Origin of the sequence: Mesorhizobium sp. KR2-14 (genome assembly GCF_040049255.1) — a bacterium.
Classification (GTDB): domain Bacteria; phylum Pseudomonadota; class Alphaproteobacteria; order Rhizobiales; family Rhizobiaceae; genus Pseudaminobacter.
This window is the reverse complement of record NZ_JBDZDR010000010.1, coordinates 75,902-102,847: the sequence shown is the minus strand read 5'-3', so window position 1 is coordinate 102,847 and position 26,946 is coordinate 75,902. Positions and strand designations below refer to the sequence as shown.

The 26,946-nt window shown below is 63.0% G+C and carries 24 protein-coding genes; 20 read left to right on the top strand and 4 right to left on the bottom strand.

The features are described 5' to 3' along the window. Positions 1–99 precede the first annotated feature (99 nt). From ABLE86_RS20600 to ABLE86_RS20550, 11 genes are all read left to right on the top strand, one after another. A complete protein-coding gene (locus ABLE86_RS20600; protein WP_348780863.1) occupies positions 100–660 on the top strand; it encodes a F0F1 ATP synthase subunit delta in 561 nt (186 codons plus the stop codon). Then, entirely contained in the window at positions 660–2,189 is a 1,530-nt protein-coding gene (gene atpA, locus ABLE86_RS20595; protein ID WP_348780862.1) for a F0F1 ATP synthase subunit alpha, read from the top strand. The genes ABLE86_RS20600 and atpA overlap by 1 nt, the downstream gene beginning before the upstream one ends. A gap of 16 nt (positions 2,190–2,205) precedes the next feature. After that, positions 2,206–3,084, top strand: coding sequence for a F0F1 ATP synthase subunit gamma (locus ABLE86_RS20590; protein ID WP_348780861.1), 879 nt, complete (start codon positions 2,206–2,208; stop codon positions 3,082–3,084). 67 nt (positions 3,085–3,151) lie between these two features. Next, positions 3,152–4,702 (top strand): F0F1 ATP synthase subunit beta, encoded by a 1,551-nt coding sequence (atpD, locus tag ABLE86_RS20585; protein ID WP_348780860.1) that lies wholly within the window; start codon positions 3,152–3,154, stop codon positions 4,700–4,702. Between the two features lie 110 nt (positions 4,703–4,812). Beyond that, positions 4,813–5,211, top strand: a complete 399-nt coding sequence (locus tag ABLE86_RS20580) for a F0F1 ATP synthase subunit epsilon (protein WP_348780859.1) — start codon at positions 4,813–4,815, stop codon at positions 5,209–5,211. A 361-nt stretch (positions 5,212–5,572) separates the two neighbouring features. After that, on the top strand, positions 5,573–5,686 hold the full coding sequence (kdpF, locus tag ABLE86_RS20575) for a K(+)-transporting ATPase subunit F (RefSeq protein ID WP_348780858.1): 114 nt from the start codon (positions 5,573–5,575) through the stop codon (positions 5,684–5,686). Between the two features lie 33 nt (positions 5,687–5,719). Beyond that, positions 5,720–7,423, top strand: coding sequence for a potassium-transporting ATPase subunit KdpA (gene kdpA, locus ABLE86_RS20570; protein WP_348780857.1), 1,704 nt, complete (start codon positions 5,720–5,722; stop codon positions 7,421–7,423). A 15-nt stretch (positions 7,424–7,438) separates the two neighbouring features. Continuing rightward, positions 7,439–9,535 carry a potassium-transporting ATPase subunit KdpB gene (gene kdpB, locus ABLE86_RS20565; RefSeq protein WP_348780856.1) on the top strand — a complete coding sequence of 699 codons (2,097 nt, stop codon included), beginning with the start codon at positions 7,439–7,441 and terminating at the stop codon, positions 9,533–9,535. Positions 9,536–9,546: 11 nt separating this feature from the next. Further along, on the top strand, positions 9,547–10,152 hold the full coding sequence (locus tag ABLE86_RS20560; protein ID WP_348780855.1) for a K(+)-transporting ATPase subunit C: 606 nt from the start codon (positions 9,547–9,549) through the stop codon (positions 10,150–10,152). 70 nt (positions 10,153–10,222) lie between these two features. Next, positions 10,223–12,901 (top strand): sensor histidine kinase KdpD, encoded by a 2,679-nt coding sequence (locus ABLE86_RS20555; protein ID WP_348780854.1) that lies wholly within the window; start codon positions 10,223–10,225, stop codon positions 12,899–12,901. After that, the gene (locus tag ABLE86_RS20550; RefSeq protein WP_348780853.1) at positions 12,898–13,593 is read left to right on the top strand and encodes a response regulator transcription factor; all 696 of its coding nucleotides are present in this window, start codon (positions 12,898–12,900) and stop codon (positions 13,591–13,593) included. The genes ABLE86_RS20555 and ABLE86_RS20550 overlap by 4 nt, the downstream gene beginning before the upstream one ends. A 25-nt stretch (positions 13,594–13,618) precedes the next feature. Here ABLE86_RS20550 and ABLE86_RS20545 read toward each other — a convergent pair whose 3' ends face one another. Together ABLE86_RS20545 and ABLE86_RS20540 are read right to left on the bottom strand one after the other, a co-directional pair. After that, complete coding sequence (locus ABLE86_RS20545) at positions 13,619–13,864, bottom strand: hypothetical protein (protein WP_348780852.1); 246 nt, start codon at positions 13,862–13,864, stop codon at positions 13,619–13,621. A 138-nt stretch (positions 13,865–14,002) separates the two neighbouring features. Next, positions 14,003–14,560 carry a DUF308 domain-containing protein gene (locus ABLE86_RS20540; protein WP_348780851.1) on the bottom strand — a complete coding sequence of 186 codons (558 nt, stop codon included), beginning with the start codon at positions 14,558–14,560 and terminating at the stop codon, positions 14,003–14,005. A 234-nt stretch (positions 14,561–14,794) separates the two neighbouring features. Here ABLE86_RS20540 and ABLE86_RS20535 point away from each other — a divergent pair, with 234 nt between their 5' ends. Beyond that, a complete protein-coding gene (locus tag ABLE86_RS20535; RefSeq protein WP_348780850.1) occupies positions 14,795–15,343 on the top strand; it encodes a formaldehyde-activating enzyme in 549 nt (182 codons plus the stop codon). A 139-nt stretch (positions 15,344–15,482) separates the two neighbouring features. Here the strand turns inward: ABLE86_RS20535 and ABLE86_RS20530 are convergent, their stop codons facing one another. Continuing rightward, a complete protein-coding gene (locus tag ABLE86_RS20530) occupies positions 15,483–16,229 on the bottom strand; it encodes an outer membrane protein (RefSeq protein ID WP_348780849.1) in 747 nt (248 codons plus the stop codon). 515 nt (positions 16,230–16,744) lie between these two features. On the opposite strand from ABLE86_RS20530, the gene ABLE86_RS20525 reads away from it, so the two are divergent. The 8 genes from ABLE86_RS20525 to ABLE86_RS20490 all read left to right on the top strand — a co-directional run bounded on the left by ABLE86_RS20525 (position 16,745) and on the right by ABLE86_RS20490 (position 25,288). Then, complete coding sequence (locus ABLE86_RS20525) at positions 16,745–17,899, top strand: porin (RefSeq protein WP_348780848.1); 1,155 nt, start codon at positions 16,745–16,747, stop codon at positions 17,897–17,899. A 245-nt stretch (positions 17,900–18,144) separates the two neighbouring features. Beyond that, positions 18,145–21,066, top strand: a complete 2,922-nt coding sequence (locus ABLE86_RS20520) for a monovalent cation/H+ antiporter subunit A (protein ID WP_348780847.1) — start codon at positions 18,145–18,147, stop codon at positions 21,064–21,066. After that, complete coding sequence (locus ABLE86_RS20515; RefSeq protein WP_348780846.1) at positions 21,066–21,404, top strand: Na+/H+ antiporter subunit C; 339 nt, start codon at positions 21,066–21,068, stop codon at positions 21,402–21,404. Before ABLE86_RS20520 ends, ABLE86_RS20515 begins: the two co-directional genes overlap by 1 nt. After that, positions 21,401–23,005 (top strand): monovalent cation/H+ antiporter subunit D, encoded by a 1,605-nt coding sequence (locus tag ABLE86_RS20510; RefSeq protein WP_348780845.1) that lies wholly within the window; start codon positions 21,401–21,403, stop codon positions 23,003–23,005. The genes ABLE86_RS20515 and ABLE86_RS20510 overlap by 4 nt, the downstream gene beginning before the upstream one ends. Further along, positions 23,002–23,487: a Na+/H+ antiporter subunit E gene (locus ABLE86_RS20505; protein ID WP_348780844.1), complete on the top strand. Its 486-nt coding sequence runs from the start codon at positions 23,002–23,004 to the stop codon at positions 23,485–23,487. Before ABLE86_RS20510 ends, ABLE86_RS20505 begins: the two co-directional genes overlap by 4 nt. Beyond that, positions 23,484–23,765 carry a K+/H+ antiporter subunit F gene (locus ABLE86_RS20500; RefSeq protein WP_348780843.1) on the top strand — a complete coding sequence of 94 codons (282 nt, stop codon included), beginning with the start codon at positions 23,484–23,486 and terminating at the stop codon, positions 23,763–23,765. Before ABLE86_RS20505 ends, ABLE86_RS20500 begins: the two co-directional genes overlap by 4 nt. Then, on the top strand, positions 23,762–24,163 hold the full coding sequence (gene mnhG / locus ABLE86_RS20495) for a monovalent cation/H(+) antiporter subunit G (RefSeq protein ID WP_348780842.1): 402 nt from the start codon (positions 23,762–23,764) through the stop codon (positions 24,161–24,163). The genes ABLE86_RS20500 and mnhG overlap by 4 nt, the downstream gene beginning before the upstream one ends. A 141-nt stretch (positions 24,164–24,304) precedes the next feature. Beyond that, complete coding sequence (locus ABLE86_RS20490; protein ID WP_348780841.1) at positions 24,305–25,288, top strand: zinc-dependent alcohol dehydrogenase family protein; 984 nt, start codon at positions 24,305–24,307, stop codon at positions 25,286–25,288. A 39-nt stretch (positions 25,289–25,327) separates the two neighbouring features. Here ABLE86_RS20490 and ABLE86_RS20485 read toward each other — a convergent pair whose 3' ends face one another. Next, positions 25,328–26,848, bottom strand: a complete 1,521-nt coding sequence (locus ABLE86_RS20485) for an FAD-dependent oxidoreductase (protein ID WP_348780840.1) — start codon at positions 26,846–26,848, stop codon at positions 25,328–25,330. Positions 26,849–26,946: the final 98 nt, after the last annotated feature.

Genomic DNA, 26,946 nt, shown 5'->3' with positions numbered 1-26,946 from the left:
CTTTTGGTCATTAAACCGCAGTAAGGTCAAAGATTTAGCCAGAGTTATTGACTCGCGCCAGGAATCTTCCGGCCTGTCAGAGAAGAGAAAAGACGGACCGTGGCACAGTCTAGCTCGCCGATCTCCGCAGTTGCAGAACGTTACGCGGCCTCGCTGTATGAACTGGCGGCCGACGCAAAGCAGGTCGACAAGGTCGATGCGGACCTCGCTCGCTTCGAGGCCTTGCTTGCAGGCAGCGATGACCTGCGGCGCATGACCAACAGCCCGGTCTTTTCCGCCGACGAGCAGTACAAGGCCATCGAGGCGATCGCCGACAAGGCCAAGATCACCGGTCTCGTTGGCAACTTCCTCCGTGTCGTGGCGAGAAATCGCCGGCTGTTCTCCATTCCCGCCATGATCAAGGCATTCCGTCGCATCGCTGCCGAGCAGCGGGGCGAGGTCACCGCCGAGATCGCGTCGGCGCATGCGTTGACGGCAGCCCAGCAGAACGAACTTAAGGCCGCGCTCAAGGGCGTCGCTGGCAAGGATGTGTCGGTCGAAGTCACCGTTGATCCCTCGCTTCTCGGCGGACTCGTCGTGAAGCTGGGTTCGCGTCAGATCGATACGTCGCTCAAAACCAAACTCAATTCGCTCAAGCTTGCACTGAAAGAGGTCGGCTGATGGACATCCGCGCCGCGGAAATATCCGCAATTCTAAAAGACCAGATCAAGAATTTCGGCAGTGAGGCCGAAGTCTCCGAGGTCGGACAGGTTCTGTCCGTCGGTGACGGCATTGCTCGCGTCTACGGTCTCGACAACGTCCAGGCGGGCGAGATGGTCGAGTTCCCGGGCGGCATCCGCGGCATGGCGCTGAATCTAGAAAGCGACAACGTCGGCGTCGTCATTTTCGGTAACGACCGCGACATCAAGGAAGGCGACACCGTCAAGCGGACTGGCGCTATCGTTGACGTTCCGGTTGGTCCGGGCCTGCTTGGCCGCGTCGTCGACGCTCTCGGCAACCCGATCGATGGCAAGGGCCCGATCAAGGCAGCCGAGCGTCGCCGCGTCGACGTCAAGGCCCCCGGCATCATCCCCCGCAAGTCGGTGCACGAGCCGATGTCGACCGGCCTCAAGGCCATCGACGCGCTGATCCCGATCGGCCGCGGCCAGCGCGAGCTGGTCATCGGTGACCGTCAGACCGGCAAGACCGCGATCATCCTCGACACCATCCTGAACCAGAAGGCCATCCACGACAGCGGCCCGGATTCCGAAAAGCTGTTCTGCGTCTACGTGGCTGTCGGCCAGAAGCGTTCGACCGTCGCGCAGTTCGTGAAGGTGCTCGAAGAGCGCGGCGCGCTCGAATACTCGATCGTCATCGCCGCCACCGCTTCCGATCCGGCCCCGATGCAGTTCCTGGCTCCGTTCGCCGGCTGCGCCATGGGCGAGTATTTCCGCGACAACGGCCAGCACGCGCTGATCGGCTATGACGACCTGTCCAAGCAGGCCGTGGCCTATCGCCAGATGTCGCTGCTGCTCCGTCGTCCGCCCGGCCGCGAAGCCTACCCGGGCGACGTGTTCTACCTGCACTCGCGTCTGCTCGAGCGCGCTGCCAAGCTCAACGACGAGAATGGCAATGGTTCTCTGACGGCGCTGCCGGTCATCGAAACCCAGGCCAACGACGTCTCGGCCTATATTCCGACCAACGTGATCTCGATCACCGACGGCCAGATCTTCCTGGAAACGAACCTGTTCTTCCAGGGTATCCGTCCGGCCGTTAACGTCGGTCTGTCGGTGTCGCGCGTCGGCTCGGCTGCCCAGGTCAAGGCGATGAAGCAGGTTGCGGGCTCGATCAAGGGCGAACTCGCGCAGTACCGCGAAATGGCGGCGTTTGCGCAGTTCGGTTCGGACCTCGACGCCTCCACACAGCGCCTGCTCAACCGCGGTGCCCGCCTGACCGAGCTGCTGAAGCAGCCGCAGTTCTCTCCGTTGAAGACGGAAGAGCAGGTCACGGTGATCTTCGCCGGCGTCAACGGTTACCTCGACAGGCTTGCGGTCAACCAGGTTGGCAAGTTCGAGCAGGGCTTGCTTGCGTACATGCACGCCGAGGGCAAGGACGTCCTCGAAGGCATCCGCAAGGAGAAGGCGCTGAGCGACGACCTCAAGGCCAAGCTCAAGGCTCACATCGACGCTTACGCGAAAAACTTCGCCTAACGCTGACGGATAAGGCATGGCCTCGTTAAAAGACCTCCGTAACCGTATCGCCTCGGTCAAGGCGACGCAGAAGATCACCAAGGCGATGCAGATGGTTGCCGCGGCGAAGCTTCGCCGCGCGCAGGAGGCTGCGGAAGCGGCCAGACCCTATTCGCAGCGCATGAGTGCTGTTCTGGCCAACATTACGCAGGCGATCGGCAACGATGGCGATGCACCGGCATTGATGACCGGCACCGGCAAGGACGACGTGCACCTGCTCGTCGTCTGCACGGCCGAGCGTGGTCTGTGCGGTGGCTTCAATAGCCAGATTTCCCGTCTGGCTCGCGAGCATATCCGCCGGCTCCGCGCGAACGGCAAGACGGTGAAGATCATCACCGTCGGCAAGAAGGGCTACGACATTCTTCGGCGCGACTTCAGCGAGCTGATCGTCGATCGCATCGAGCTGCGCGAGGTCAAGACGATCGGCTTCGCAAATGCCGACGCCATCGCCAAGAAGGTGATCGGGCAGTTCAACCAGGGCGAGTTCGACGTCTGCACGCTGATCTATTCCGAGTTCAAGTCGGTTATCAGCCAGGTTCCAACCGCTCTGCAGATCATCCCGGCCGCTGCTCCGGCAGCGGAGACGGATGCTTCGGCCTCGGCGATCTACGAATACGAGCCGGAGCCGGGCGAAATCCTGGGCGATCTGATCCCGCGCAATATTTCCGTGCAGATCTTCCGCGCTCTGCTCGAAAATGCGGCCGGTGAAATGGGCGCCAAGATGAGCGCCATGGACAATGCGACGCGCAACGCCGGTGACATGATCAACAGGCTGACGATCACCTACAACCGTCAGCGCCAGGCGCAGATCACCAAGGAACTCATCGAAATCATTTCGGGCGCGGAAGCGCTCTAGCACGTGAGCCCGGGGGCTAGCCTCCGGCGGCTCATGTGGAAACGGAAACGGACCAAGAGGTTACAGCATGGCTAAAGCAGCTACACCTAAAACGGCTCCGGCGGCCGAAAAGGCCCCGGCGGCAAAGAAGGCAGCAACTGCCAAGACGGCTGCTGCAAAGGCGTCGTCGGCAGCGGCGAACAAGGGTGCGGCTGCAGGCCGCGTCGCTCAGGTCATCGGCGCCGTCGTCGACGTCCAGTTCGACGGTGAGCTGCCGCCCATCCTGAACGCGCTCGAAACCGACAACGGCGGTCATCGCCTCATCCTCGAAGTGGCGCAGCACCTGGGCGAGAACACCGTCCGCTGCATCGCCATGGACACCACCGAAGGCCTCGTTCGCGGCCAGGCGGTTTCCGACACCGGCGGCCCGATCACGGTTCCGGTCGGCGACGAGACGCTCGGCCGCATCATGAACGTCATCGGCGAGCCGGTCGACGAAGCCGGCCCGGTCAAGACCAAGTCCCGCCGCGCCATTCACCAGGAGGCGCCTGCTTACGTCGAGCAGTCGACGGAAGCGCAGATCCTCGTCACCGGCATCAAGGTCGTCGACCTTCTCGCCCCTTATGCCCGCGGTGGTAAGATCGGCCTGTTCGGCGGCGCCGGCGTCGGCAAGACCGTTCTGATCCAGGAGCTGATCAACAACGTCGCCAAGGCGCACGGCGGTTACTCCGTGTTCGCCGGCGTGGGCGAGCGTACCCGCGAGGGCAACGACCTCTACCACGAAATGATCGAATCGGGCGTGAACAAGGACCCGCACGAGAACAACGGCTCGACCGAAGGTTCCAAGTGCGCCCTGGTGTTCGGCCAGATGAACGAGCCGCCCGGTGCGCGCGCCCGCGTCGCGCTCTCCGGCCTGACCATCGCCGAGCACTTCCGCGACCAGGGCCAGGACGTGCTGTTCTTCGTGGACAACATCTTCCGCTTCACCCAGGCGGGTTCGGAAGTGTCGGCGCTTCTCGGCCGTATTCCTTCGGCCGTGGGCTACCAGCCGACGCTGGCCACCGACATGGGCCAGATGCAGGAGCGCATCACGACCACGACCAAGGGCTCGATCACCTCGGTGCAGGCCATCTACGTGCCGGCCGACGACTTGACCGACCCGGCGCCGGCGACCTCGTTCGCCCACTTGGACGCGACGACCGTGCTTAACCGCGCGATCTCGGAAAAGGGCATCTACCCGGCCGTCGACCCGCTCGACTCCACCTCGCGCATGCTCGACCCGATGATCGTCGGCGAAGAGCACTACCAGGTTGCCCGTCGCGTGCAGGAGATCCTTCAGCGCTACAAGTCGCTGCAGGACATCATCGCCATCCTGGGCATGGACGAGCTGTCGGAAGAGGACAAGCTGACGGTGGCCCGCGCCCGCAAGGTCGAGCGCTTCCTGTCGCAGCCCTTCTTCGTGGCCGAAGTGTTCACCGGCACCCCGGGCCAGCTGGTCCCGCTGGAAGACACCATCCGCAGCTTCAAGGGTCTGGTCGAAGGCGAATACGACCACCTGCCGGAAGCGGCGTTCTACATGGTCGGCTCGATCGAGATGGCCATCGAGAAGGCCCAGCGCCTGGCTGCGGAAGCGGCATAAGGCTAACAGGCAACAGGTGCGGGCTTCAGCCCGCACCATCGAGCTGGCCTCGCAGACCGACAGCGTTTTCGAGGCCGCGCTCAACCAGTTCCCGATCTTTGTGAGACATCATGGCTGAAGCTTTCAAATTCGAACTGGTCTCGCCCGAGCGCCTGCTTGTCTCGGAAGAGGTTCAGTCGGTCGTCATCCCCGCCACGGAAGGCGAGATGACGATCATGGCTAATCATGCGCCGGTGATGACCACGATCAAGCCGGGCGTCGTGACCGTTAAGACGCGAGCCGGCGCCGACGAGCGCTATGTCGTGTTTGGCGGTTTTGCCGACGTGATGCCGAGCGCCTGCACGCTGCTGGCTGAATCGGCGGTTCCGGTTGCCAGCATCGACCGCGCGGATCTTTCCCAGCGCATCAAGGATGCGCGCGAGGACGCCTCCGATGCCAAGACCGACGAGGCACGTACCCGCGCCGAGGCGTTGCTGAGCCAGCTGACCACGCTCGAAGCCGCGCTCTGACAAACAGGCAGACGGCTGAAAACAAAGCCCTCGGTTCGAAAGAGCCGGGGGCTTTTTCTTTGCGACCTTGGCGGCCCGCCCCGGCCAAAGCCGATATCCAACCTCATCGTGCTGGCGTTTCCGGCGCGTTTTCGGTCTCGACCCTTATGAAAATCCTATTTCGAGGCCGTTGGACCTGTCTCGAACCTTTATGCGGCCTATGTCAAAGCTAGGACCGGCTCACGATACTGCGGGATGCACCGAAGATGTGGGACCTGATTGTTTTGGCAATAAGCATCATCTCTTTTGCCTTGCTCTACGCATACACACTGGCTTGCGATCGCCTGTGAGGTTTGCCGCGTATGCGATCCAGGAAGGACGAATGAAACTGCGAGGTAATGCTGACATGGGCGCGGATTACATCCTTGGCGGCATCGTTACGTTGATGCTGGTGGTCTACCTCGTTCTCGCTTTGCTTCGTCCCGAGCGCTTCTGATGACCTGCGGTGAACGCCGCAAAGGTTGAAACCATGACTTTCAATGGCTGGATCCAGATCCTGATCTTTTGCGGCGCAGTCGGTCTGCTGGTAACGCCGCTCGGCGGCTATATGACGAGGGTCTATCAAGGCGAGAGAACGTTTCTCTCCTTCCTGCTGCGGCCGAGCGAACGAGCCCTCTACCGGCTCGCCGGCACCGATGAGAACGAGGAACAGCACTGGACGGCCTATGTTGCCGGCATGCTGATGTTCAACCTGCTGGGCGTCCTGCTGCTTTACGCGCTTCAACGACTGCAGGCCCACCTGCCGTTCAATCCTGCCGGTATGGATGCGGTCGATCCGGCATTGGCCTTCAATACGGCGGCCAGCTTCGTCACCAACACCAACTGGCAGAACTATAGCGGCGAGACCACCATGTCCTATCTGGTCCAGATGGCGGGGCTGACGGTGCAGAACTTTGCCTCGGCGGCCACGGGCATGGCGCTTGCCTTGGCGTTGATACGCGGCTTCTCGCGGGCGTCGGTCAAGACGGTCGGCAACTTCTGGGTCGATCTTGTCCGCTCCACTCTTTACGTGCTGCTGCCGCTTTGCATACTGTTGACCCTCTTTTACGTCTTTCGCGGGGTGCCGCAGACTCTAGCCGCCTATGTTCAGGCGACGACGCTGGAAGGGGCACACCAGACCATTGCCGTGGGACCCGTGGCCTCGCAACTCGCGATCAAGATGCTTGGCACCAATGGCGGCGGCTTCTTCAATGCCAATTCCGCGCATCCGTTCGAAAACCCGGATGCGCTGAGCAATTTTGTGCAGATGGTGACCATCTTTGCGATCGGTGCCGCCCTGACCAACGTCTTCGGCCGCATGGTTGGCGATCAACGGCAGGGCTGGGCGATTTTGGCCGCCATGGCGGTTCTTTTCATTGCCGGCGTGATCGTAGCCTATTGGGCCGAAGCCAGGGGAAACCCCTTGCTCGCTTCGCTGGGGCTTGAAGGGGGCAACATGGAAGGCAAGGAGGTGCGGTTCGGCATTGCCCTGTCGTCGCTGTTCGCAGTGGTTACCACCGCGGCCTCCTGCGGCGCGGTCAACGCAATGCATGACAGCTTCACCGCCCTGGGCGGCATGATCCCGCTGGTCAACATGCAGCTCGGAGAGGTTATCGTGGGCGGCGTCGGCGCCGGCCTCTATGGCATCCTCGTCTTCGTCATCGTCGCAATCTTCGTCGCCGGGCTGATGGTTGGTCGCACACCGGAATATCTGGGCAAGAAGATCGAGGCGAAGGAGGTGAAGATGGCCATGCTGGCCATGCTCTGCCTGCCGATGGCGATGCTCGGGTTCACGGCCATAGGCATCGTGCTGCCATCGGCCCTGGCTTCGATCGCCAATCCCGGGCCGCACGGTTTTTCCGAAGTGCTCTATGCCTACACTTCGGCAACCGCCAACAACGGCTCGGCCTTCGCCGGCCTGAACGGCAATACGCTCTGGTACAATCTCACCATCGGCATCGCCGTGCTCATGGGACGCTTTCTCGTGATTGTTCCGGCCATGGCCATCGCCGGATCGCTGGCAGCCAAGAAGATCGTCCCAGCCTCCGCCGGCACGTTCCCGACCGACGGCACGCTGTTTGTCGGCCTGCTGGTAGGGGTGATCGTGATCGTCGGGGGGCTGACATTCCTGCCGGCTCTGGCGCTCGGGCCCATCGCCGAGCATCTGGAGCTCGTGGCCGGCAAGGTGTTTTAACCGGGGAAAACGACGATGAGTCACATCAAGCCGGTCAGCCTCCTGGACGCTGCCATTCTGGCGCCTGCTGCTGTGGCCGCGTTCAAGAAGTTCGATCCCCGCTCGCTGGTGCGCAACCCGGTGATGTTCGTCGTGGCGGTGGTTTCGTTGCTTACGACGGTGCTTTTCCTTCGCGACATCGCCGGCGGCGCCAGCCATCTGGCCTTTTCGTTCCAGATCATCGTTTGGCTGTGGTTCACGGTGCTTTTCGCCAATCTCGCCGAAGCGGTCGCGGAGGGCCGGGGCAAGGCGCAGGCCGATTCCCTGCGTCGCACGCGCACGGAAACACGCGCCAAGCTGCTCACCGGCCAGGACCGCCTTGCCTTTACGCTGGTACCGGGCGCCAGCCTCAAAATGGGCGACGTCGTGCTGGTTGAGGCCGGCGATATCATCCCTTCCGATGGCGAGGTGGTCGAGGGCGTCGCCTCGGTCAACGAAGCTGCAATCACCGGCGAATCGGCACCTGTCATCCGCGAGTCGGGCGGTGATCGTTCCGCCGTGACGGGGGGCACGCAGGTGCTTTCCGATTGGATCAGGGTGCGCATCACCGCAGCGGCCGGATCGACCTTCCTCGACCGCATGATTGCACTGGTGGAAGGCGCCCAGCGCCAGAAGACGCCAAACGAGATCGCGCTTAACATTTTGCTGGCCGGCATGACCCTGATCTTCGTCATGGCCACCGTGACGATACCGAGCTTTGCCGCTTATGCCGGCGGCACGATACCGGTGGTGGTGCTGGTGGCGTTGTTCGTGACGCTGATACCGACGACCATCGGCGCATTGCTATCTGCCATCGGCATTGCCGGAATGGACCGCCTCGTGCGTTTCAACGTGCTTGCCATGTCGGGGCGCGCCGTGGAGGCGGCGGGCGACGTCGATACGCTCCTGCTCGACAAGACCGGCACGATCACGCTCGGCAACCGGCAGGCGACGGAATTTCGCGCGCTGGCTGGCATTGACGAGCGCGAGCTTGCCGATGCCGCACAGCTTGCCTCGCTGGCCGACGAGACGCCCGAGGGACGTTCGATCGTCGTTCTGGCGAAGGAAAAATACGGCATCCGCGAACGCGACATGCGAAGCCTGCATGCGCATTTCGTGCCCTTTTCCGCCCAGACGCGGATGAGCGGCGTCAATCTCGACAACGGCTCCATTCGCAAGGGAGCAGTCGATGCGATCCTTGCCTATATCGCAAAGTCAGGTCCCGATGCGCTGCTGGTCAGCCGCCCCTCCGAGGTGCTGACGCGAGCTTCCGGCGCAAGCATCGGAGAGATGCGCGCTATCGCCGAGGACATCGCCAAGGTGGGCGGCACGCCGCTGGCGGTTGCGCGAGATGGCCGGTTGCTGGGCGTCATCTATCTCAAGGACATCATCAAGGGTGGCATTCGCGAGCGCTTCGCCGAGCTGCGGCGAATGGGCATCCGTACGGTGATGATCACCGGCGACAACCCGATGACCGCCGCAGCGATCGCGGCGGAAGCAGGCGTGGACGATTTTCTTGCCCAGGCCACGCCTGAAAACAAGCTGCAGCTCATTCGCGACGAGCAGGCCAAGGGCAAGCTGGTGGCCATGTGCGGCGATGGCACCAACGACGCGCCAGCCCTTGCCCAGGCAGACGTCGGGGTGGCCATGAACACCGGAACGGTTGCCGCGCGCGAGGCCGGCAACATGGTCGATCTCGATTCCGATCCGACCAAGCTCATCGAGATCGTGGAGATCGGCAAGCAGTTGCTGATGACGCGCGGCGCGCTGACGACCTTCTCCATCGCCAACGACATCGCCAAGTATTTCGCGATCATCCCGGCCATGTTCGTGGCGTTCTATCCGCAACTGCAGGTTCTCAACGTCATGAACCTGGCGACGCCGCAATCGGCCATACTTTCGGCGATCATATTCAATGCGCTGATCATCGTCGGGTTGATACCGCTTGCCTTGCGCGGCGTCAGATATCGCGCGGTCGGAGCCGCCGCGCTGCTGCGCCGAAACCTGCTCATCTACGGGATTGGGGGCATTGTCGTGCCCTTCATCGGCATCAAGCTGATCGACATGATCGTATCGGCACTCGGCCTCGCGTAAGGAACGCTGCGATGCTCCGGCAATTTCGACCCGCGCTCGTCATGATCGTCGCATTCACGGCAATTACCGGCCTTCTCTATCCGCTCGCAATGACCGGACTTGCGGGCATGCTGTTCCCACGTCAGGCCGCCGGCAGCCTGGTTATGGAAAATGGAAAAGTGGTGGGCTCCGCGCTGATCGGGCAGAACTTCACCAGCGAGCGCTATTTCCATGGCCGCCCTTCGGCCACTGTCGCGCCTGATCCGGCCGACCCCTCGAAAACGGTGCCTGCGCCCTACAATGCGGCGAACTCGGGCGGGTCCAACCTCGGTCCGTCCAATTCGGCCTTGATCGGGCGGGTACGCAACGATGTCGAACGACTGAAGGCCGAAAATCCCGGCCAGCAGGTGCCGATGGATCTCGTGACCACGAGTGGCAGCGGGCTTGACCCCGATATCTCGCCCGAGGCCGCGTTGTTCCAGGTGCCGCGCGTCGCCAAGGCCAGGCAGTTCTCGGAGGACGTGCTGCGTGAGCTCGTTGCCAATCACGTTGAAAAGCCGTTCTTCGGGATCATAGGCGAGCCGCATGTCAACGTGCTGGCGCTCAACCGGGCACTCGACGCTTTGTCGAAGAAGTAGCATTTTTGTCTCCGGGCCCCTTGCCGCAGGGAACGAGAAACCGCTTTACGCCCGAAACAGAGTAATCTGGATGGTCGACGATACCGACAAGCGTCCGTCTCCGGAGGCGCTTCTGGAAGCCGCCGAGCGGGAGGCGCGCGGCAAGCTGCGCATTTTCCTCGGTGCTGCTCCGGGCGTGGGCAAGACGTTCGAGATGCTGCTTTCGGCGCGAGCCCGCCTGGCGGAAGGCGTGGACGTCGTGATCGGTATCGTGGAGACACACGGCCGCAAGGAGACAGAGGCGCTTCTCCAGGGCTTCGAGATCATCCCGCGCCAGAAGGTGTCTTATCTCGGCAGGATGCTCGAGGAGATGGACCTCGATGCAATCCTGGAGCGGCGGCCGGCATTGGTCCTGGTCGACGAACTGGCTCACACCAATGCGCCGGGCAGCCGTCACCCGAAGCGTTACCTCGACATAGAGGAACTGCTGGCCGCAGGCATAGACGTCTACACCACCGTCAACATCCAGCACGTCGAAAGCCTGAACGACATCGTCGCGCAGATCACCCGCGTGCGGGTGCGCGAGACGGTTCCCGACTCCATCATCGACCGTGCCGACGAGATCGAGGTGGTGGACCTCACGCCGGGCGATCTGATCGAGAGGCTGAAGCAGGGCAAGGTCTATGTGCCGGAGACGGCGCGAAACGCCATTGAGAACTATTTCAGGCCAGGCAACCTGACTGCGCTGCGCGAACTTGCGCTGAGGTGCACCGCGCAGCGGGTGGATGAACAACTCGTCAGCCATATGCGCGAAAACGCCATCGAGGGCCCCTGGGCCGCAGGCGACCGGGTTCTGGTCTGCGTCGACGAGGCGCCGCGCTCCCTGGCAATCGTGCGCTATGGCCGGCGGTTGGCCGAACGCCTGCGTGCGCCATGGTCGGTTATCAACATCGAGACGCTGCGCTCGGCACGCCTGTCGGAAAGCGCACGCGATCAATTGGCTGCTTCCATGCGGCTGGCCGAAACTCTCGGGGCAGAGGCCGTCACGCTGCCCGGCCGTGCTGTCGCGGAAGATGTCATGCGCTATGCGCGCGAGCGCAATGTCACTCATATCGTGGTGGGGAGCTCCCACAAGGCGCGCTGGCGAGAATGGCTTCAGGGCTCCGTCACCCACGACCTCATCCGCATAGCCGGCGACGTAAGCGTGCATGTGATCTCAGGCCGCACGCCTGAGCCGAAGCCGCCGCGCGGCACGGTGGAGCTCGGCTCCGCCGGAGGATTGTCGCTGCAGCCCTACATCGCAAGCGCGGCAATCGTGGGCGTGGCTTTGCTGCTGGGCGAGGCGCTGCACCAGTCGCTCGACGTCGCCAATATCGCGGTCGTGTTTCTCATGGGGGTGCTGGTCAGCGCGCTGCGTTACGGCCTGGCGCCGGGCATCTTCACCAGCATTGCCAGTGCGCTGGCTTTCAATTTCTTTTTCCTGCCGCCGCTCTACACCTTCACCATCGGCGATCCGGAAAGCATCGTCACATTCATCTTCTTCCTGATCGTATCGGTCATCGCCAGCAACCTGACCTCGCGCGTGCGGACCCAGGCGATGGCGGCCCGCCAGCGCGCCCGCATGACGGAAAACCTATACCTCTTCAGCAAGAAGCTGGCTGGAACCGCGACTTTGGACGATGTGCTTTGGGCGACGGCCTTTCAGATTGCGTCCATGCTGAGGGTCCGCGTGGTGCTGCTCCTGCCGGAGCACGGGCAAATCGTGGTGAAGGCAGGATATCCGCCCGAGGACACGCTCGACGAAGCCGATCTGGCGGCAGCCAAATGGACCTGGGAAAATGACCGGCCCGCCGGTCGGGGCGCCGATACCCTGCCGGGTGCCAAGCGGCTCTTCCTGCCCATGCGCACGGTGCGCGGCGTCATCGGCGTCGTCGGCATCGATGATGATCGCCGCGGCCCCCTGTTGACGCCCGAGAGGCGCAGGCTGATGGACGCGCTGACGGATCAGTCGGCGCTTGCCATAGAGCGCGTCCATCTGGTCGAGGACCTGGACAATGCGCGTCTGGCCGTCGAGGCAGATCGGTTGCGTTCGGCGCTGTTGACCTCCATTTCGCACGACCTGAAGACACCTCTTGCGGCAATCATGGGGGCGGCCGGGATGCTGAAGGAGTTTTCCTCCGCGCTGGAGGCGCCGGCCAAGGAAGAGCTGCTGGGCACCGTGCTGGACGAGGCAGAGCGGCTGAACCGGTTCATCGCCAACCTCCTGGACATGACGCGACTGGAGTCCGGTGCAGTGACGCCCAATTTCGGGCTCCACGACATCAGCGAGATCGTGGGCAGCGCGCTTCGCCGCGCCAGGAAGATACTTTCCGGGCACAAGATCGAGGTCGACCTGCCGGCCGATCTGCCGATGCTGCGCGTGGACCCGGTTCTGTTCGAACAGGTCCTGTTCAACCTGTTCGACAATGCCGTGAAATATTCGGTAGCGGGGTCGCGCATTCGCGTCCAGGCCTTCCTCGCTTCGAACACCCTGACCCTGCAGGTTCTGGACGAGGGCAGCGGCATTCCCCCGGATGAGCTGGAAGACATATTCGGCAAGTTTACGCGGGCGCGCAAACGCGACAGCGTGCCGGCCGGGACCGGCCTTGGCCTTGCCATCTGCCGTGGCTTTGTCGAAGCCATGGGCGGAACCATCGCAGCGGGCAACCGCACCGACCGCAAGGGCGCGGTCTTCACCATCCGCATGAAATTGCCCGGAGAAGTCGCTTGACGCCCGCCTCTCATATCAGGGTGCTTGTCGTGGACGACGAGCAGCCCATCCGCAGACTGCTGCGTTCCGGCCTTTCCACGCAGGGCTATGCCGTCGCCGAGGCGCCGAACGCCAGGGCCGCCCTTGCAGAAATGGCGAATGAAGCCCCCGACCTGGTGGTGCTCGACCTTGGGCTGCCGGATGTGTCGGGGCAGGAGCTTCTCAGGCAATGGCGGGCCGCCGGCTGCGCGGTGCCGATCATCATCCTCTCCAGCCGCACCGACGAAGCCGGCATCGTGGAAGCGCTGGACCTCGGTGCCGACGACTACATGACCAAGCCGTTCGGGGTGAACGAGCTTATCGCCCGCATTCGTCTGGCGCTGAGGCACAGGCTGCAGCAACAGGGCGAGAAGCCGGTGTTCCAGACCGGCGGGCTCTGCGTCGACCTCGTGCGGCGCATCGTCAAGGTCGAGGGGCGCGAGGTGAAGCTGTCGCCGAAGGAATACGACATACTGAGGGTGCTTGTGCAGCATGCCGGAAAGGTTCTGACCCACAATTTCCTGATGAAGCAGGTGTGGGGTGAGGTGCAGGACGTGCAGTATCTCAGGGTCTATGTGCGTCAGCTGCGTCAGAAGATCGAGCCCGATCCGAGCCAGCCATGCTACATTCGCACTGAAACCGGCGTCGGCTATCGCCTCAGCGAGGCCGATTGAGCCCAGTCAGCCAACCGGATCGGCCTCAGGTGACGATGGCGCCTATCGAAGCCCCTATCAGAAGAATGGCGACGACCAGCAGGGCGCCGTAGATCGTGGGTTTGCCAAAAAGCACCGCAAATGACGAACCCCATACGACGACCGCGGAGCCCAGGGCATAAAGGAATGCCGGCTTGTCGTTCCACGCGATGCCGATGGCCATCAGCCCGCCGATGATAAGGGCGCCGAAAAGCAGCATTATCGACAGGGCGAATTTCTCGACAGAATCCATGGATCATCCTCTCCTTGCCGGGCGAATGTGCCGGATCGCTGATCCTTGGGCAATGCCTGAACACACAGAATTTGACGTTTGCAAGCCGCCGGGCTGCCTGGGCGGAAAGCCGAAGCGTGCAGCTCGGAATTGCAGGCTTTAATACTCGTGGGCGCGCAGACGCCACGCCCGGACGAAAAGGCTGAGTCCGTATAGCACCAGCAAGACCATGATGACGCGGACAAGGGTGACTGCGCTGGAGAGCGGGATGAAAGCCAGCGCCAGTCCGAACACGATGTAGAGACCGCCGCCCAACAGGACCGGCCAAAGCCGCGCACGGCGGGCGCGACCGACGACCATTGTGGACAGAATTTCCATGATGCCGACGAGAACTGCCACTGTTCCCACGAGCCCGGCCAGGAAACTCAGGGTGAAGATCGTGAGCAGGAAAGAGCCCGAGAGCACCAGCAGGCCCGCGATGATGGAGAGGGCATTGCGAACGAGCGTAAACCAGAAGGCAGTGTCCCTGGGGCCGGAGTAGGAAAGCGTGGCGATGCCCAGGGCTCCGTCGACGAGCAGAAGGCCACCCCCTGCCAGGACCAGGAAAGTCACGGTCTGTTCCGGAAACATGAAGGCAACAATTGCCGCCGCGATCATTATCAGGCCGCGCAGTGCCGTCAGCGTTGCTGCAAAGCGTTCAGATTCCACAGTTGCCATGGTCGCGTAATCCTTGGCCTGTTACTGCACGAATTCATTGAATCACCAATTTCCGTCGCTTTGCAATAGACGCGGAATTTTCGGTTCTCTGGCGGGAAACTTCCTGCCATGCTCTGGCGGAACCACCAGACGCCCGGCTTAACGCCTTGTTGACCATGCATGGCCATGATGCGGCCGTCGGCGGTCGAAGTGAACCGCGATAACCCCCCTGCTTTGACTGAATGAGGAGTTGGAATGAGCAATCGTATCGTTATGCGAACCGGCGAAGCGCTGGTCGCCGGAGGCCCTCCGGGCACTGCGTCCGAACCCGAAGTGGTGATCGGCGAACTCGACGGTCCCGTCGGTACCGCCCTTGCAACCCTGACCGGCGATCAGGTTGCGGGCCATACCCGCGTCTTCGCGCTGCTCAACACCGACATCATGGTGCGCCCGGTCACGCTTTGCGTGTCCAAGGTTACGGTGAAGAGCTCGCGCTACACCAATATCCTCATGGGTACGGTGCAGTTCGCGATCGCCAACGGCGTTCTCGACGCTGTGCGCGCAGGCTTCATCCCGAAGGAGAAGGCCAACGATCTCGGCATCATCTGTTCGGTCTGGCTGGCGCCGAGCGTGGTCGACGACCAGAACCTCGACCACAAGATCCTGTTCGACCTGCACCGGAAGGGCACGACCGAAGCCATTCGCAAGGCGATGTCCAACGAGCCCTCGATCGACTGGCTCCTGGAGAACCAGGACAAGATCATGCACAAGTACCACCAGCTGGGACTCGACGGTAAGATCTGACGCAGCCTGACCGCCGGGAGCTACGCTCCCGGACGCACGGACATGAGCCGCCGCCTCGCAAGGGGCGGCGGTTTTTTGTGCGGCAAAAGAAAAGGCCCCGGCGATGCCGAGGCCCCTTCGAAGCAAATGAAAGTTCTGGTCAGAACTTGTAGTTGATGCCGGCGCGCACCGTGTGGAAGCTGAACTTCCGGTTGATGTTGGCGGTTCCGTCTTCGATTTCGCCGTTGAAGAGATTGGTCTTGCCGAGATCGGTGTAGAGATACTCGGTCTTGAAGGTGACATTGTCGGTGATCGCGTATTCCGCGCCAGCACCGATCGTCCAGCCGGCCTTGGTCTTCTTCACGCTTTCGCTGATGGCTTCGTCGAAGGCATTACCGTTGATGTAGCTGGTGGTGCGGCCATAGGCGAGACCGCCGGTGGCATAGGCCAGGAAACGGTCGGTGGCGGTGACGCCCAGGCGGGCGCGCACGGTGCCGTACCAATTGAGCTTGGTGCCCATGCGGACAGCCATCAGTTCGTTGTCATCAAGGGCGGTCGCAGCGAACTCGGCCTTTACATTGGAGCCCTGGAAATCAGCCTCGACGCCGAGAATGACCTGGTCGATCTGGTAGTTGTAGCCGATCTGCGCGCCGCCGGCGAAACCATTGGCATTGAGGTTGACCGAATCGGCCCAATCTCCCTCGACGACGTCCGTGCCGGAGAAGTGATGCTTGGCCTTTCCACCAGCATAGCCCGCATTCAGGCCGAGATAGGCGCCGGTCCAGCTGAAGATCGGCGTCACCGCTTCCGGTGCCGACGGCTCGTAGGAGAACGCGTCAGCAGCAAAGGCGCTGCTCGAAAGAAGCATGGCAACTGCGGTGGCGCCGGCGATGTGCTTGAAGTTCATTTTTCCAATACCTTTGCATTCACACTCAAACTCAAGATGACCTCCACCTACACGGCTCGGTTGAAGAGAGTCTGTAGCAAAGCAGCAACAGCGGCTGCGATGAGTTGGGATGGTAAATAAAATGCTATTAAATTTCCGTGGGTTGCCGGCAGGCAGATCAGGCCTGGAGCCAATGCCCGTTACTGCTGCCGGGCATTGACGGCCGCAATCCCTCGAACACCATCACGACTACCGGTAGCGGCACCGAGGCGCCCCACGTGGAGAAAGGCATGTCCGTGAAGCCAGTGGGCCGCTGCCTGGCGCCCCGCCTATATGCAGTTCACCGCCACTGATGCTGATGTGCCACAGTGCAGGCCCAGATTCCCGATCTCCCGGTTTGTCATCTCTCTGTCATGTTCCCGATACGCAAGCGTCACGCGGCGTCGCTAGAGCGGCGGTGGGGATGGGGGCAGGGAAGGCTGGTCTCCAGCAAAAGTGCCCAGACCCGTTGATTAACTTTTGACTGGAGTCAATACATGAACATCAAGAGCCTTCTCCTCGGCTCAGCCGCGATGATGATCGCGGTTCCTGCTGCCTACGCCGCCGACGCTGTTGTCGTTGCTGAGCCCGAGCCGATGGAATACGTCCGCATCTGCGACGTCTACGGCGCCGGCTTCTACTACATTCCCGGCACGGAAACCTGCCTGAAGGTCGGCGGCTACATCCGCTACGACATTCGCGCAGGCAACGGTGGCAACCGCGGCCTGGTCGACGTCACCAGCAAGCGCGACACCCTCGAAGTCATCCAGGGCGACCGTGCCCTCGCCGACATTCGCACGCATGACACCTACTACAAGCGCGCCCGCGCTGCCATGCAGCTCGACGCCCGTTCGGAAACCGAACTCGGCACCCTGCGCGGCTACATGCACATCAACTACAACTGGGACACCGCCACCGCCGATAAGATCAAGATCGATGGCGTGGAGGTTTCCGGTGGAAACTGGACGACGACCAACACCGGCTTCGCCATCAACCATGCGTTCATCGAACTCGGCGGCTTCCGCATCGGCAAGACCGACTCGATGTTCTCGACGCTGACCGGCTATGCGGGCGGCGTCATGGAAGACGATCTGGTGCCCTTCGGCCCCTACGACACGCATCAGATTGCCTATACCTACACTGGTGACAACGGCTTCTCGGCTTCCGTCGCCCTCGAGGAAGGCAATGGCGTTCTCTACACGCTCGATTCCTACGTCCCGCACGTGGTTGCCGGCGCTGCCTACACGCAGGGCTGGGGCGGCTTCTCGGGCGTCGTCGGCTATGATTCGGTCTGGAACGAGTGGGCCGGCAAGGTTCGCCTCGACGTCAAGGCGTCCGACAGCGTCTCGCTCTTCGTCATGGGCGGCTATGGCACCGACAAGAACATCTCCCGCAGCTTCTACAAGTCCTGGGGCGGCAACTGGGCCGTCTGGGGCGGCGGCAGCGTGAAGATGAGCAAGCAGGCCGCGCTCAACGCGCAGGTCTCCTACGCCGAGAACAAGGACCTCGCGGTCGTTGCCAACGTCGCTTACACCATCGTTCCGGGCTTCAAGATCACCCCGGAAGTGGCGTGGAACTCCGTCCACACCGACGACGGCACGAAGATCCGCGACGGCTTCGGCGGCATGGTCCGCTTCCAGCGCTCGTTCTGATTCGTTCGACCGATCCAACGAAAGGGCCCGGCGGGAAACCGCCGGGCTCTGCCGCTTCGAGACTGCGCACGACAGCAAATTTCGGGGTTCGGAGATCGCTTTTCGCGTGAGGAAAGTGCCGGCCGGGAAAAGATTTCAACTTTTCCGGCCAATTCCCTTGCGCGGGCTGTCCCGGGTCCCCAATAATATAGCGGGGTGGTTTCCATCCGACGCATTTGATTTGATTGGGAAACCGCCTGAGGACGATGAACGACGACATATTGCTGATTCTCATTGTCGTTCTTCCTTTCGCCGGAAGCATTCTCGCGGCCACCTTTCGCCCCAACGCACGAAATTCCGAGGCCTGGCTGGCTGGCGGGGTGGCGTTGGCGTGCCTGCTTCTGGCCTCGATAGCCTATCCCGCCATCGTCGAGCGGGGTGTCATCCGTAGCGAAACGGAGTGGCTGCCTACCCTCGGGCTCAACTTCGTGCTGCGGATGGACGGTTTCGCCTGGCTGTTCAGCGTGCTGGTAAGCGGCTTCGGCTTCCTGGTGGTGCTTTATGCGCGCTACTACATGTCGCCGCAGGATCCCGTGCCGCGGTTCTTCGCGTTCCTGCTTGCCTTCATGGGCGCGATGCTCGGACTGGTGATCTCCGGCAATCTGGTCCTGCTGGTCGTCTTCTGGGAACTGACCAGCATCTTTTCCTTCCTGCTCATCGGCTACTGGCATCACAATTCCAGCGCGCGCGATGGCGCGCGCATGGCGCTCACGGTCACCGCAATCGGCGGCATGGCGCTTCTTGTAGGTGTTCTGCTGATCGGCCACATCGTGGGAAGCTATGATCTCGACCGCGTTCTCTCTTCGGGCGACCTGATCCGCTCGCACGAGCTTTATCTTCCCGCACTGTTGCTCATCCTGCTGGGCGCGCTGACGAAAAGCGCCCAGTTTCCCTTCCATTTCTGGCTGCCCAACGCGATGGCGGCACCGACACCGGTCTCGGCCTATCTTCACTCGGCCACGATGGTGAAGGCGGGCGTGTTCCTGATGGCGCGGCTGTGGCCGGTTCTGTCGGGCACGCCGGAATGGTTCTGGATCGTCGGTTTCGCCGGAATGGCATCGCTGCTGGTGGGGGCGTTCTTTGCCATCTTCCAGCACGATCTGAAGGGGTTGCTCGCCTATTCCACCATCAGCCATCTCGGCCTGATCACCATGCTTCTCAGTCTCGGCAGCCCGCTCGGGGCGGTCGCCGCCATCTTCCACATGATGAACCACGCGACCTTCAAGGCTTCGCTGTTCATGGCTGCCGGCATCATCGACCACGAGACAGGCACGCGCGACATGCGCCGGCTGAGTGGGCTCTTCCGCTTCATGCCCATCACCGCGACGCTCGCCATGGTGGCAAGCGCGGCCATGGCCGGCGTGCCGCTGCTCAACGGCTTTCTCTCGAAGGAAATGTTCTTCGCCGAAGCCATCGAGACGCACGCGAAGTCGGTTCTGGACACGGCCGCTCCCTACGTAGCCGTTCTGGCCGGGGCTTTCGCCGTTACCTATTCCCTGCGCTTCATCCATACGGTGTTTTTCGGTCCGCCTCCCAAGGATCTCGAGCGTACGCCGCATGAGCCGCCTTTCTGGATGCGCTTTCCCATCCAGTTCCTGGTCCTGGCCTGCCTCGTCGTCGGCATCATTCCTGCCATGACGGTCGGTCCCTTTCTTCACGTCGCGGTGACTTCAGTTCTGGGGCCGGACACTCCGGCCTACAGCCTGTCGGTCTGGCATGGTTTCAACCTGCCGCTTCTGATGAGCGCGATCGCGCTCGTGGGCGGCGTGGTGCTCTATCTGTTGCTGAACTCGTATCTGAACGAGAGCGAGGAGGGGCCGCCATTTCTTCGCCGCCTCGAAGGACGACGTGTCTTTGAACGCGTGCTGGTCACCCTTTCCTGGAAGTGGGCCCGGTCGCTCGAAACGGTGTTGGGAACGCGGCGTCTGCAGCCGCAGCTTCGCGTGCTCGTGGTCGTGGCCTTCCTGGCAGCGCTGGTTCCGCTCTATCTCAACGGCTTCAGGCCGGGTCTGCCCGTCCTGGACGCCATCGATCCAGTGTTCGTGCTGATCTGGGCCAGCGGCATCTTCTGCGCGATCGGCGCTGCCTACAAGGCCAAATACCACAGGCTGGCAGCCCTCATCCTTCTGGGCGGGGCGGGGCTTTCCACCTGCATCACCTTCGCCTGGTTCTCGGCACCGGACCTGGCCCTGACCCAGTTGCTGGTCGAAATCGTCACGACGGTGCTGCTTTTGCTCGGATTGCGCTGGCTTCCCAAGCGTCTTGAGGAAAAGGAGCGCGGGGCCGTCGCGCTCGGCATACGCCTGCGCAGATACCGCGACTTCGTCATCGCCGTTTTGGCGGGCGGCGGGGTCGGACTTCTGGCCTTTGCCGCCATGACTAGCCCTTTCGCGGCCGAGACCGTGGCGAGCTATTTCCTGGAGAACGCCTACCTGGAAGGCGGCGGCAAGAACGTGGTCAACGTCATTCTCGTGGACTTCCGCGGTTTCGACACTCTGGGGGAAATCACCGTGCTGGCGGTTGTCGCCCTGACGGTTTTTGCACTGCTGCGCCGTTTCCGGCCGGCTGCCGATAGCGTGGCCGCGCCAGAGCAGCAGCGCATGCAGAATGCCTTCGACGAGGCCGCGCCCGACCGCGAGCTCGGCGACACGGTTGGCGACTATCTCCTGGTGCCAGCCGTGCTCATGCAATGGGCATTCCCGGTCGTCATCGTGCTGGCCGTCTACCTGTTCATGCGCGGGCATGACCTTCCGGGCGGCGGCTTTGTGGCGGGAATAGCGATGGCCGCCGCCTTCATCCTGCAATACATGGCCGCCGGAGCAAGATGGCTTGAGGAACGGCTTCGCATCCTGCCGGTGAGCTGGATCGGCCTAGGGCTGCTTCTGGCGGCACTCACCGGCATGGGTTCCTGGTTGTTCGACTATCCTTTCCTGACGTCGCATTCTCAGTATGTCGAGCTGCCCCTGGCTGGCGCGGTGCCATTCGCCACTGCCATGCTTTTCGACCTGGGCGTTTTCGGCATCGTGGTCGGCGCCACGGTGCTCATGCTGATCGCGCTCGCGCACCAGTCGATCAGAAGCCTGCGTTCGGCCCGAGCCGCCGTGGAAGTGGAAGGGGAGGACGCCTGATGGAGCTTGTCCTCTCGCTCAGCATCGCCGCCCTGGCAGGTTCGGGCGTCTGGCTGCTTCTGCGGCCGCGCACCTACCAGGTCATCGTGGGCCTGTCGCTCATCTCCTATGCAGTGAACCTGTTCATCTTCGGAATGGGCCGACTGCGGGGCGGCGCCGCTCCCGTTCTGAACGGACAGAGCGGCAGCCTGGCCGACTATGCGGACCCGGTGCCGCAGGCGCTGGTTCTGACGGCAATCGTCATCGGCTTTGCCACGACGGCCTTGTTTCTGGTGATCCTGCTGGCGGCGCGCGGCTTTACCGGCACCGACCATGTCGACGGGAGGGAACCGGAATGACCGGCTGGTCCGACCATCTGGTCATCATGCCCGTGCTGCTGCCGCTGGTGGCCGGCGCGCTGCTCATGCTCTACGACGAGCGGCGTCATTTTCTGAAGTCGATCATCAATCTGGCTTCGACGCTCCTGCTGGTCGTCGTGGCAGTCAAGCTGGTGCGCCTTGCCGACACCTCCGAGGCTTCCGTCTATCTGCTGGGCAATTGGCCCGCGCCCTTCGGTATCGTTCTCGTGCTGGATCGTTTGTCCGCGCTGATGCTGATGGTGACCAGCCTTCTGGCCTTGGCATCGCTGGTTTTCGCGCTGGCGCGCTGGCACAAGGCCGGAGCCCATTTCCATACGCTGTTCCAGTTCCTGCTGATGGGGGTGAACGGAGCCTTCCTGACCGGCGACCTCTTCAATCTGTTCGTCTTCTTCGAGGTGATGCTGGCGGCCTCCTATGGCCTCGTGCTGCACGGCTCCGGGCCTGCGCGCGTAAAGGCCGGCATGCACTATGTTGCCGTCAATCTCGCCGCCTCCTTCCTGTTCCTGATCGGCGTGAGCCTCATTTATGGGGTCACGGGTACGCTGAACATGGCCGATCTTGCTGTGAGGATCGGCGAGCTTTCCGGCCGCGATCGTACCCTGCTCGAGGCCGGCGCGGCGATACTTGGCGTCGCGTTCCTTGTGAAGGCAGGCATGTGGCCGCTGAGCTACTGGCTGCCGAATGCATATTCTGTCGCGGCTGCACCGGTAGCGGCCATTTTTACGCTGCTCAGCAAGGTCGGCATATATGTGCTCCTGCGGCTGTCGCTCCTCCTGTTCGGTGTCCAGGCCGGAGATTCCGCCGGCTTCGGCAGCAATCTGCTGATCGTGGGAGGCATGGCGACGATCGTCTTCGGCACGGTCGGCGTGCTGGCCTCCCAGGCGATGGCGCGGCTTGCCAGCTTCAGCGTGCTGATTTCGTCGGGAACGCTGCTGGCGGCCGTGGGCATGTCTGCGGTGGACGTCACCGCCGGCGCCCTGTTCTATCTGGTCAGCTCCACCGTCACTGTCGGCGCGCTTTTCCTCCTCATCGAACTGATCGAAAGGGAGCAAAACCCAGCCGCAGACATTCTGGCGGTCACCGCCGAGGCCTTCGGAGACGAGGACGAGGAGGCCGTTGAGGACCGGGTGGGCGTGGCCTTCCCCGGCGCTTTGGCCATCCTTGGCGTCTGCTTCGCCATTTGCGGCCTGCTGCTGGCCGGCCTGCCCCCGTTGTCCGGCTTCATCGCCAAGCTGGCATTGCTGTCGGCTATCCTCGATACCGGAGGGGCGGCGGGAATCTCCGCCCCCGCGTGGATATTGACGACCCTTGTGGTGCTTTCCGGTCTCGCGGCGCTTCTGGCGATGTCGCGTTTTGGGATACGCATGTTCTGGGCGCCGATCGAGGCGGTTGTTCCGCGCGTCCTCGTCATCGAGGTGGTCCCGGTAGCCTTCCTCCTTCTGCTCGCATTGATGATGACGATACAGGGCGGGCCTGTCATGCGTTACCTTGAGGCCACGGCCCACTCGCTGCATGCTCCGCAGCAATATATCGGCGAGGTTCTGCGGGCGCCCCGAGCCGGGCCGGGAGCGGCGGAATGATGAGGCAGCTGCTCCCATACCCGCTTCTGACCTTGTCGCTGCTGGCGATGTGGCTTTTGCTGAACGGCTTTTCCACCGGCCAGCTTCTGCTCGGCAGCGTCATTGCCGTTGCAGCGTCCGGTGCCATGGCAGCCCTGGAACCGAAAAAGCCGCGGCTGCGCCGATGGAGCGCGATCCCCGGCCTGGTCTGGGTGGTGTTCATCGACATTCTGCGCTCCAACATCGCGGTTGCGAGCCTGATCCTGCGCGGCACCGGCGGACGCGAGATATCAGGCTTCGTGACTATACCGCTGACGCTTCGCGATCCCACCGGGCTGGCCGTGCTTGCCTGCATTGTCACCAGCACGCCGGGTACGGCATGGGTCGAATACGATTCCACCCGCAATACGCTCCTTCTGCATATCCTGGATCTCGGCGACGAGGACTGGGTGGGGCTGATCAAGAACCGCTATGAGCGGCCTTTGCTGGAGATATTCGAATGAGCGCCATCATTCTCGTCTGGTCGCTGCTGGTCGCACAGATCCTGCTTGGCGTCGCCATGGCAATCGCCGCCTCGCGCATCGTTCGCGGTCCGCGCGCGCAGGACAGGATCCTCGCCTTCGACGCCTTCTACATTGCCGGCATGCTTCTGCTGGTCGTGCTGGGCATGCGCACCGGAAGCACGCTTTATTTCGAAGCGGCCCTAATCATCGCGCTTCTGGGTTTTGTGTCCACGGTGGCCCTGGCAAAGTTTCTCATGCGGGGCGAGGTCATCGAATGACGGAAATTGCAGACCTGCCGGCCTGGGCCGCGCTTCTCGTCGCATTCCTTGTGCTTGCCGGTTCCGCGTTGACGCTGCTCGGCATAGTGGGACTGGTGCGGCTGCGCAGTTTCTACCAGCGTGTTCACGCCCCGACGCTCGGCACCACCTGGGGCGCAGGCAGCATATTGATCGCCTCGATGGTCTTCTTCTCCATCCTTGAAAGCCGTCTGGTACTGCACGAAGTGCTCATAGCCGTCTTCGTGACCGCGACGACGCCCGTGACGCTGATGATGCTGGCCAGGGCGGCGCTCTATCGCGACCGCGCCGAAGACGCCAGCTTGACGACCGCGCCGGGCGAGAGCTGTTCCGGGCGCGACGGAACCGGCAACCAGACTGACCTGCCGCCCGCCGCCTGAAGCCGCGTCACGCGGGCGGCCATGATCGGCAAGATTGCCAGACAGGTGCGGAGCGTGGTCAAATGACCTCGTAGGGCGCAAGTCCGCGCTGCGGCCACGGCTCGGCGGGATGCGGCCGAAGTCTCTGCGCTGGAGACGACCATGCGAGCAATGGTGCTGGAAGCAATCGGCAAGCCCCTGGTTCTCGAGGAAAGGCCAGATCCTTATCCGGGACCAGGCGAGATCAGGCTGGTGGTCGAGGCCTGCGCCGTCTGCCGCACCGACCTCCACGTGGTTAACGGGGAACTGCCCGACCCCAAGCTGCCGCTGGTGCCAGGCCACGAGATCGTGGGGATCGTCGATGCGGTTGGAGATGGGGTCGATCCAGCCCGCATCGGCCGCCGGGTCGGCGTGCCATGGCTTGGGCACAGCTGCGGGGCCTGCCCCTATTGCCTCGCCGGTTCAGAAAACCTGTGCGATCGACCGCTGTTCACCGGCTATACCCGCGACGGCGGCTTTGCCACCCATGTCGTGGCAGACGCTGCATTTTCCTTCGATCTCGACATGGAGGCCGATCCGGTTTCGCTGGCGCCGCTGCTCTGCGCCGGCCTGATCGGCTGGCGGTCTTTGAGGAGGGCCGGGGAGGGGCGGCGCATAGGGCTCTTCGGCTTTGGCGCGGCGGCGCATATCATTGCCCAGATCTGCGTCTGGCAGGGGCGGGAAGTATATGCCTTCACGAGACCCGGCGACATCGAGGCTCAGAAGTTTGCGTTGGGCCTGGGCGCGGTGTGGGCCGGCGGCTCTGACACGCGGCCGGACACTCCGTTGGATGCGGCAATCATCTTTGCTCCGGTGGGCGATCTGGTGCCGGCCGCTCTCCGGGCGGTCAGGAAAGGCGGCCGCGTCGTCTGCGGGGGCATTCACATGAGCGATATTCCCTCCATGCCCTATGCGCTTCTGTGGCAGGAGCGGGAGCTTGTTTCCGTGGCAAACCTGACACGGGAAGATGCCCACACCTTCTTCCCGGTTGCGAAGCAGGCTGGCGTGCACACCCGGACCATCCCTTATGCGCTGGAGCAAGCGAACACTGCACTTGCCGATCTTCGCGCGGGCCGCTTCAGCGGGGCGGCGGTTCTGGTGCCGTGAAGGAGCGGTGGCCCCCGCCGGGCCATCAATTCGCAACGGTCAGCTCGATGTTTCGGCCATCCTGGCCTCGAACTCCAGCGCCTGGATATCGCGGCCGATGGAGGCGATCGCCACCGTCTTCCCGGCCTTCCGGTATTCGACCACGCAATCCCGGCGCTCGATGCTGCCGTCGATCGCGATCGAGTCCCAGGACCGGGCATAGCCGACATAGCGGATCGTCACGTCGTAATGCGCGCTCCAGAAAAACGGCGGAGCCGAAAAGGGCTGGCGTAGCCCCAGCATGTTCTCCGCCGCGGCCTGGCCGTGCCGCTCGGCCAGGACCCAGTGCTCGACGCGCCGCCTTTCACCATCGGCCTGCCACTCGGCTATGTCTCCGGCCGCATAAATTCCCGGCACGCTCGTCTGCAGGAATTCGTCCACCAGCACACCGCTGTTGACGGCAATGCCGGCCTTCGCGGCCAGGGCGATGCGCGGCTTCACGCCAACGCCCATCACCACGAAATCGGCCTCGATCTCGCTTCCGTCGCTCAGCTTCAGCGATCGGTCGTCGACGCTTGCGGCGGTGGCTCCGAGGTGGAAATGCACCCCATGCTCTTCATGCAGCGACCTGATGAAGGCGCCGAGCTGCGGACCGAGCACTTTTTCCAGAGGAGCGGCTTCCGGAGCGGCGACGTGCACCTCCAGCCCGCGCTCTCGCAAGGCGGCGGCCACCTCCAGCCCGATGAAGCTCGCGCCGACTATCGCCACCTTCCCGGCATTCTGCGCGGCTGCAATGATCGCGCGGCTGTCGGCGAGCGAGCGCAACACGAAGACGTTTTCGCGGTCCGCACCGGGTATTGGCAACCGCACTGGCTCAGCCCCGGTCGCAAGGAGAAGCCGGTCGAAGGGAAAGCTGCGCCCGTCGGCCGCAATCACCGTGCGCGCCTCCGGGTCGATGCGCTCCACGCTTGTGCCCAGCTGCAGGTCGATCTGCTTCCTGGCGTAGTATTTCGGCGAGCGCAGTGGAATCCATCCCTCCTCGGCCGTTCCGGCGAGATAGTCCTTCGACAGGTTGGGGCGGTCATAGGGGGCGTCGGCGTCTGCGCTGAGCATCGTCAATTGCCCCGCATAGCCGCGACGACGCAACATTTCCGCAGCGGCGAAGCCGGCCGCGCCACCGCCCACGATGACGATCCGCTGCGGGTCACCGGCCGTATCCCGGGCCCCCGAAGGTTCCGGTGAGATCTTGTCGCCCACCACGATCCGGTCGCCGTGGCGTTCTACCTTCCAGCACCCAACAGGGTCGAAAGCCGGCGCCGCCAGCGCTTCGCCAGTGCGCAAGCTGAAGCACGCGTGGTGCCATGGGCAGCGAACCGTATCGCCCACAAGAATGCCGTCGCCCAGCGATGCCCCGTAGTGCGTGCATGTCGCGCTCACGGCAAGCACTTCGTCGCCGACGCGCGCAAGCACCACCGGCTCCCCGTCGACATGCCCCTGGATCAGCGACTTTTCGTCAAATGCCGAAATCGGCACGCCGGCACCGAGATCGGGACCCGGGCCGCGATCGTCCTGCGAAGCCATCTTGCCTCTCCTCTACGGCTCGGCCCGCGCCCGAAGTGACGCGGATATGGCTGTTTGACGCCGCAAACCGCAATTGGTTCCCGGCGGGAGCTACAATG

Coding starts and splice junctions, on each gene's coding strand:
- atpA (WP_348780862.1), top strand. CDS start 660: ATGGACATCCGCGCCGCGGAAATATCCGCAATTCTAAAAGACCAGATC.
- ABLE86_RS20590 (WP_348780861.1), top strand. CDS start 2,206: ATGGCCTCGTTAAAAGACCTCCGTAACCGTATCGCCTCGGTCAAGGCG.
- atpD (WP_348780860.1), top strand. CDS start 3,152: ATGGCTAAAGCAGCTACACCTAAAACGGCTCCGGCGGCCGAAAAGGCC.
- ABLE86_RS20580 (WP_348780859.1), top strand. CDS start 4,813: ATGGCTGAAGCTTTCAAATTCGAACTGGTCTCGCCCGAGCGCCTGCTT.
- kdpF (WP_348780858.1), top strand. CDS start 5,573: ATGAAACTGCGAGGTAATGCTGACATGGGCGCGGATTACATCCTTGGC.
- kdpA (WP_348780857.1), top strand. CDS start 5,720: ATGACTTTCAATGGCTGGATCCAGATCCTGATCTTTTGCGGCGCAGTC.
- kdpB (WP_348780856.1), top strand. CDS start 7,439: ATGAGTCACATCAAGCCGGTCAGCCTCCTGGACGCTGCCATTCTGGCG.
- ABLE86_RS20560 (WP_348780855.1), top strand. CDS start 9,547: ATGCTCCGGCAATTTCGACCCGCGCTCGTCATGATCGTCGCATTCACG.
- ABLE86_RS20555 (WP_348780854.1), top strand. CDS start 10,223: ATGGTCGACGATACCGACAAGCGTCCGTCTCCGGAGGCGCTTCTGGAA.
- ABLE86_RS20545 (WP_348780852.1), bottom strand. CDS start 13,864: ATGGATTCTGTCGAGAAATTCGCCCTGTCGATAATGCTGCTTTTCGGC.
- ABLE86_RS20540 (WP_348780851.1), bottom strand. CDS start 14,560: ATGGCAACTGTGGAATCTGAACGCTTTGCAGCAACGCTGACGGCACTG.
- ABLE86_RS20535 (WP_348780850.1), top strand. CDS start 14,795: ATGAGCAATCGTATCGTTATGCGAACCGGCGAAGCGCTGGTCGCCGGA.
- ABLE86_RS20530 (WP_348780849.1), bottom strand. CDS start 16,229: ATGAACTTCAAGCACATCGCCGGCGCCACCGCAGTTGCCATGCTTCTT.
- ABLE86_RS20525 (WP_348780848.1), top strand. CDS start 16,745: ATGAACATCAAGAGCCTTCTCCTCGGCTCAGCCGCGATGATGATCGCG.
- ABLE86_RS20520 (WP_348780847.1), top strand. CDS start 18,145: ATGAACGACGACATATTGCTGATTCTCATTGTCGTTCTTCCTTTCGCC.
- ABLE86_RS20515 (WP_348780846.1), top strand. CDS start 21,066: ATGGAGCTTGTCCTCTCGCTCAGCATCGCCGCCCTGGCAGGTTCGGGC.
- ABLE86_RS20510 (WP_348780845.1), top strand. CDS start 21,401: ATGACCGGCTGGTCCGACCATCTGGTCATCATGCCCGTGCTGCTGCCG.
- ABLE86_RS20505 (WP_348780844.1), top strand. CDS start 23,002: ATGATGAGGCAGCTGCTCCCATACCCGCTTCTGACCTTGTCGCTGCTG.
- ABLE86_RS20500 (WP_348780843.1), top strand. CDS start 23,484: ATGAGCGCCATCATTCTCGTCTGGTCGCTGCTGGTCGCACAGATCCTG.
- mnhG (WP_348780842.1), top strand. CDS start 23,762: ATGACGGAAATTGCAGACCTGCCGGCCTGGGCCGCGCTTCTCGTCGCA.
- ABLE86_RS20490 (WP_348780841.1), top strand. CDS start 24,305: ATGCGAGCAATGGTGCTGGAAGCAATCGGCAAGCCCCTGGTTCTCGAG.
- ABLE86_RS20485 (WP_348780840.1), bottom strand. CDS start 26,848: ATGGCTTCGCAGGACGATCGCGGCCCGGGTCCCGATCTCGGTGCCGGC.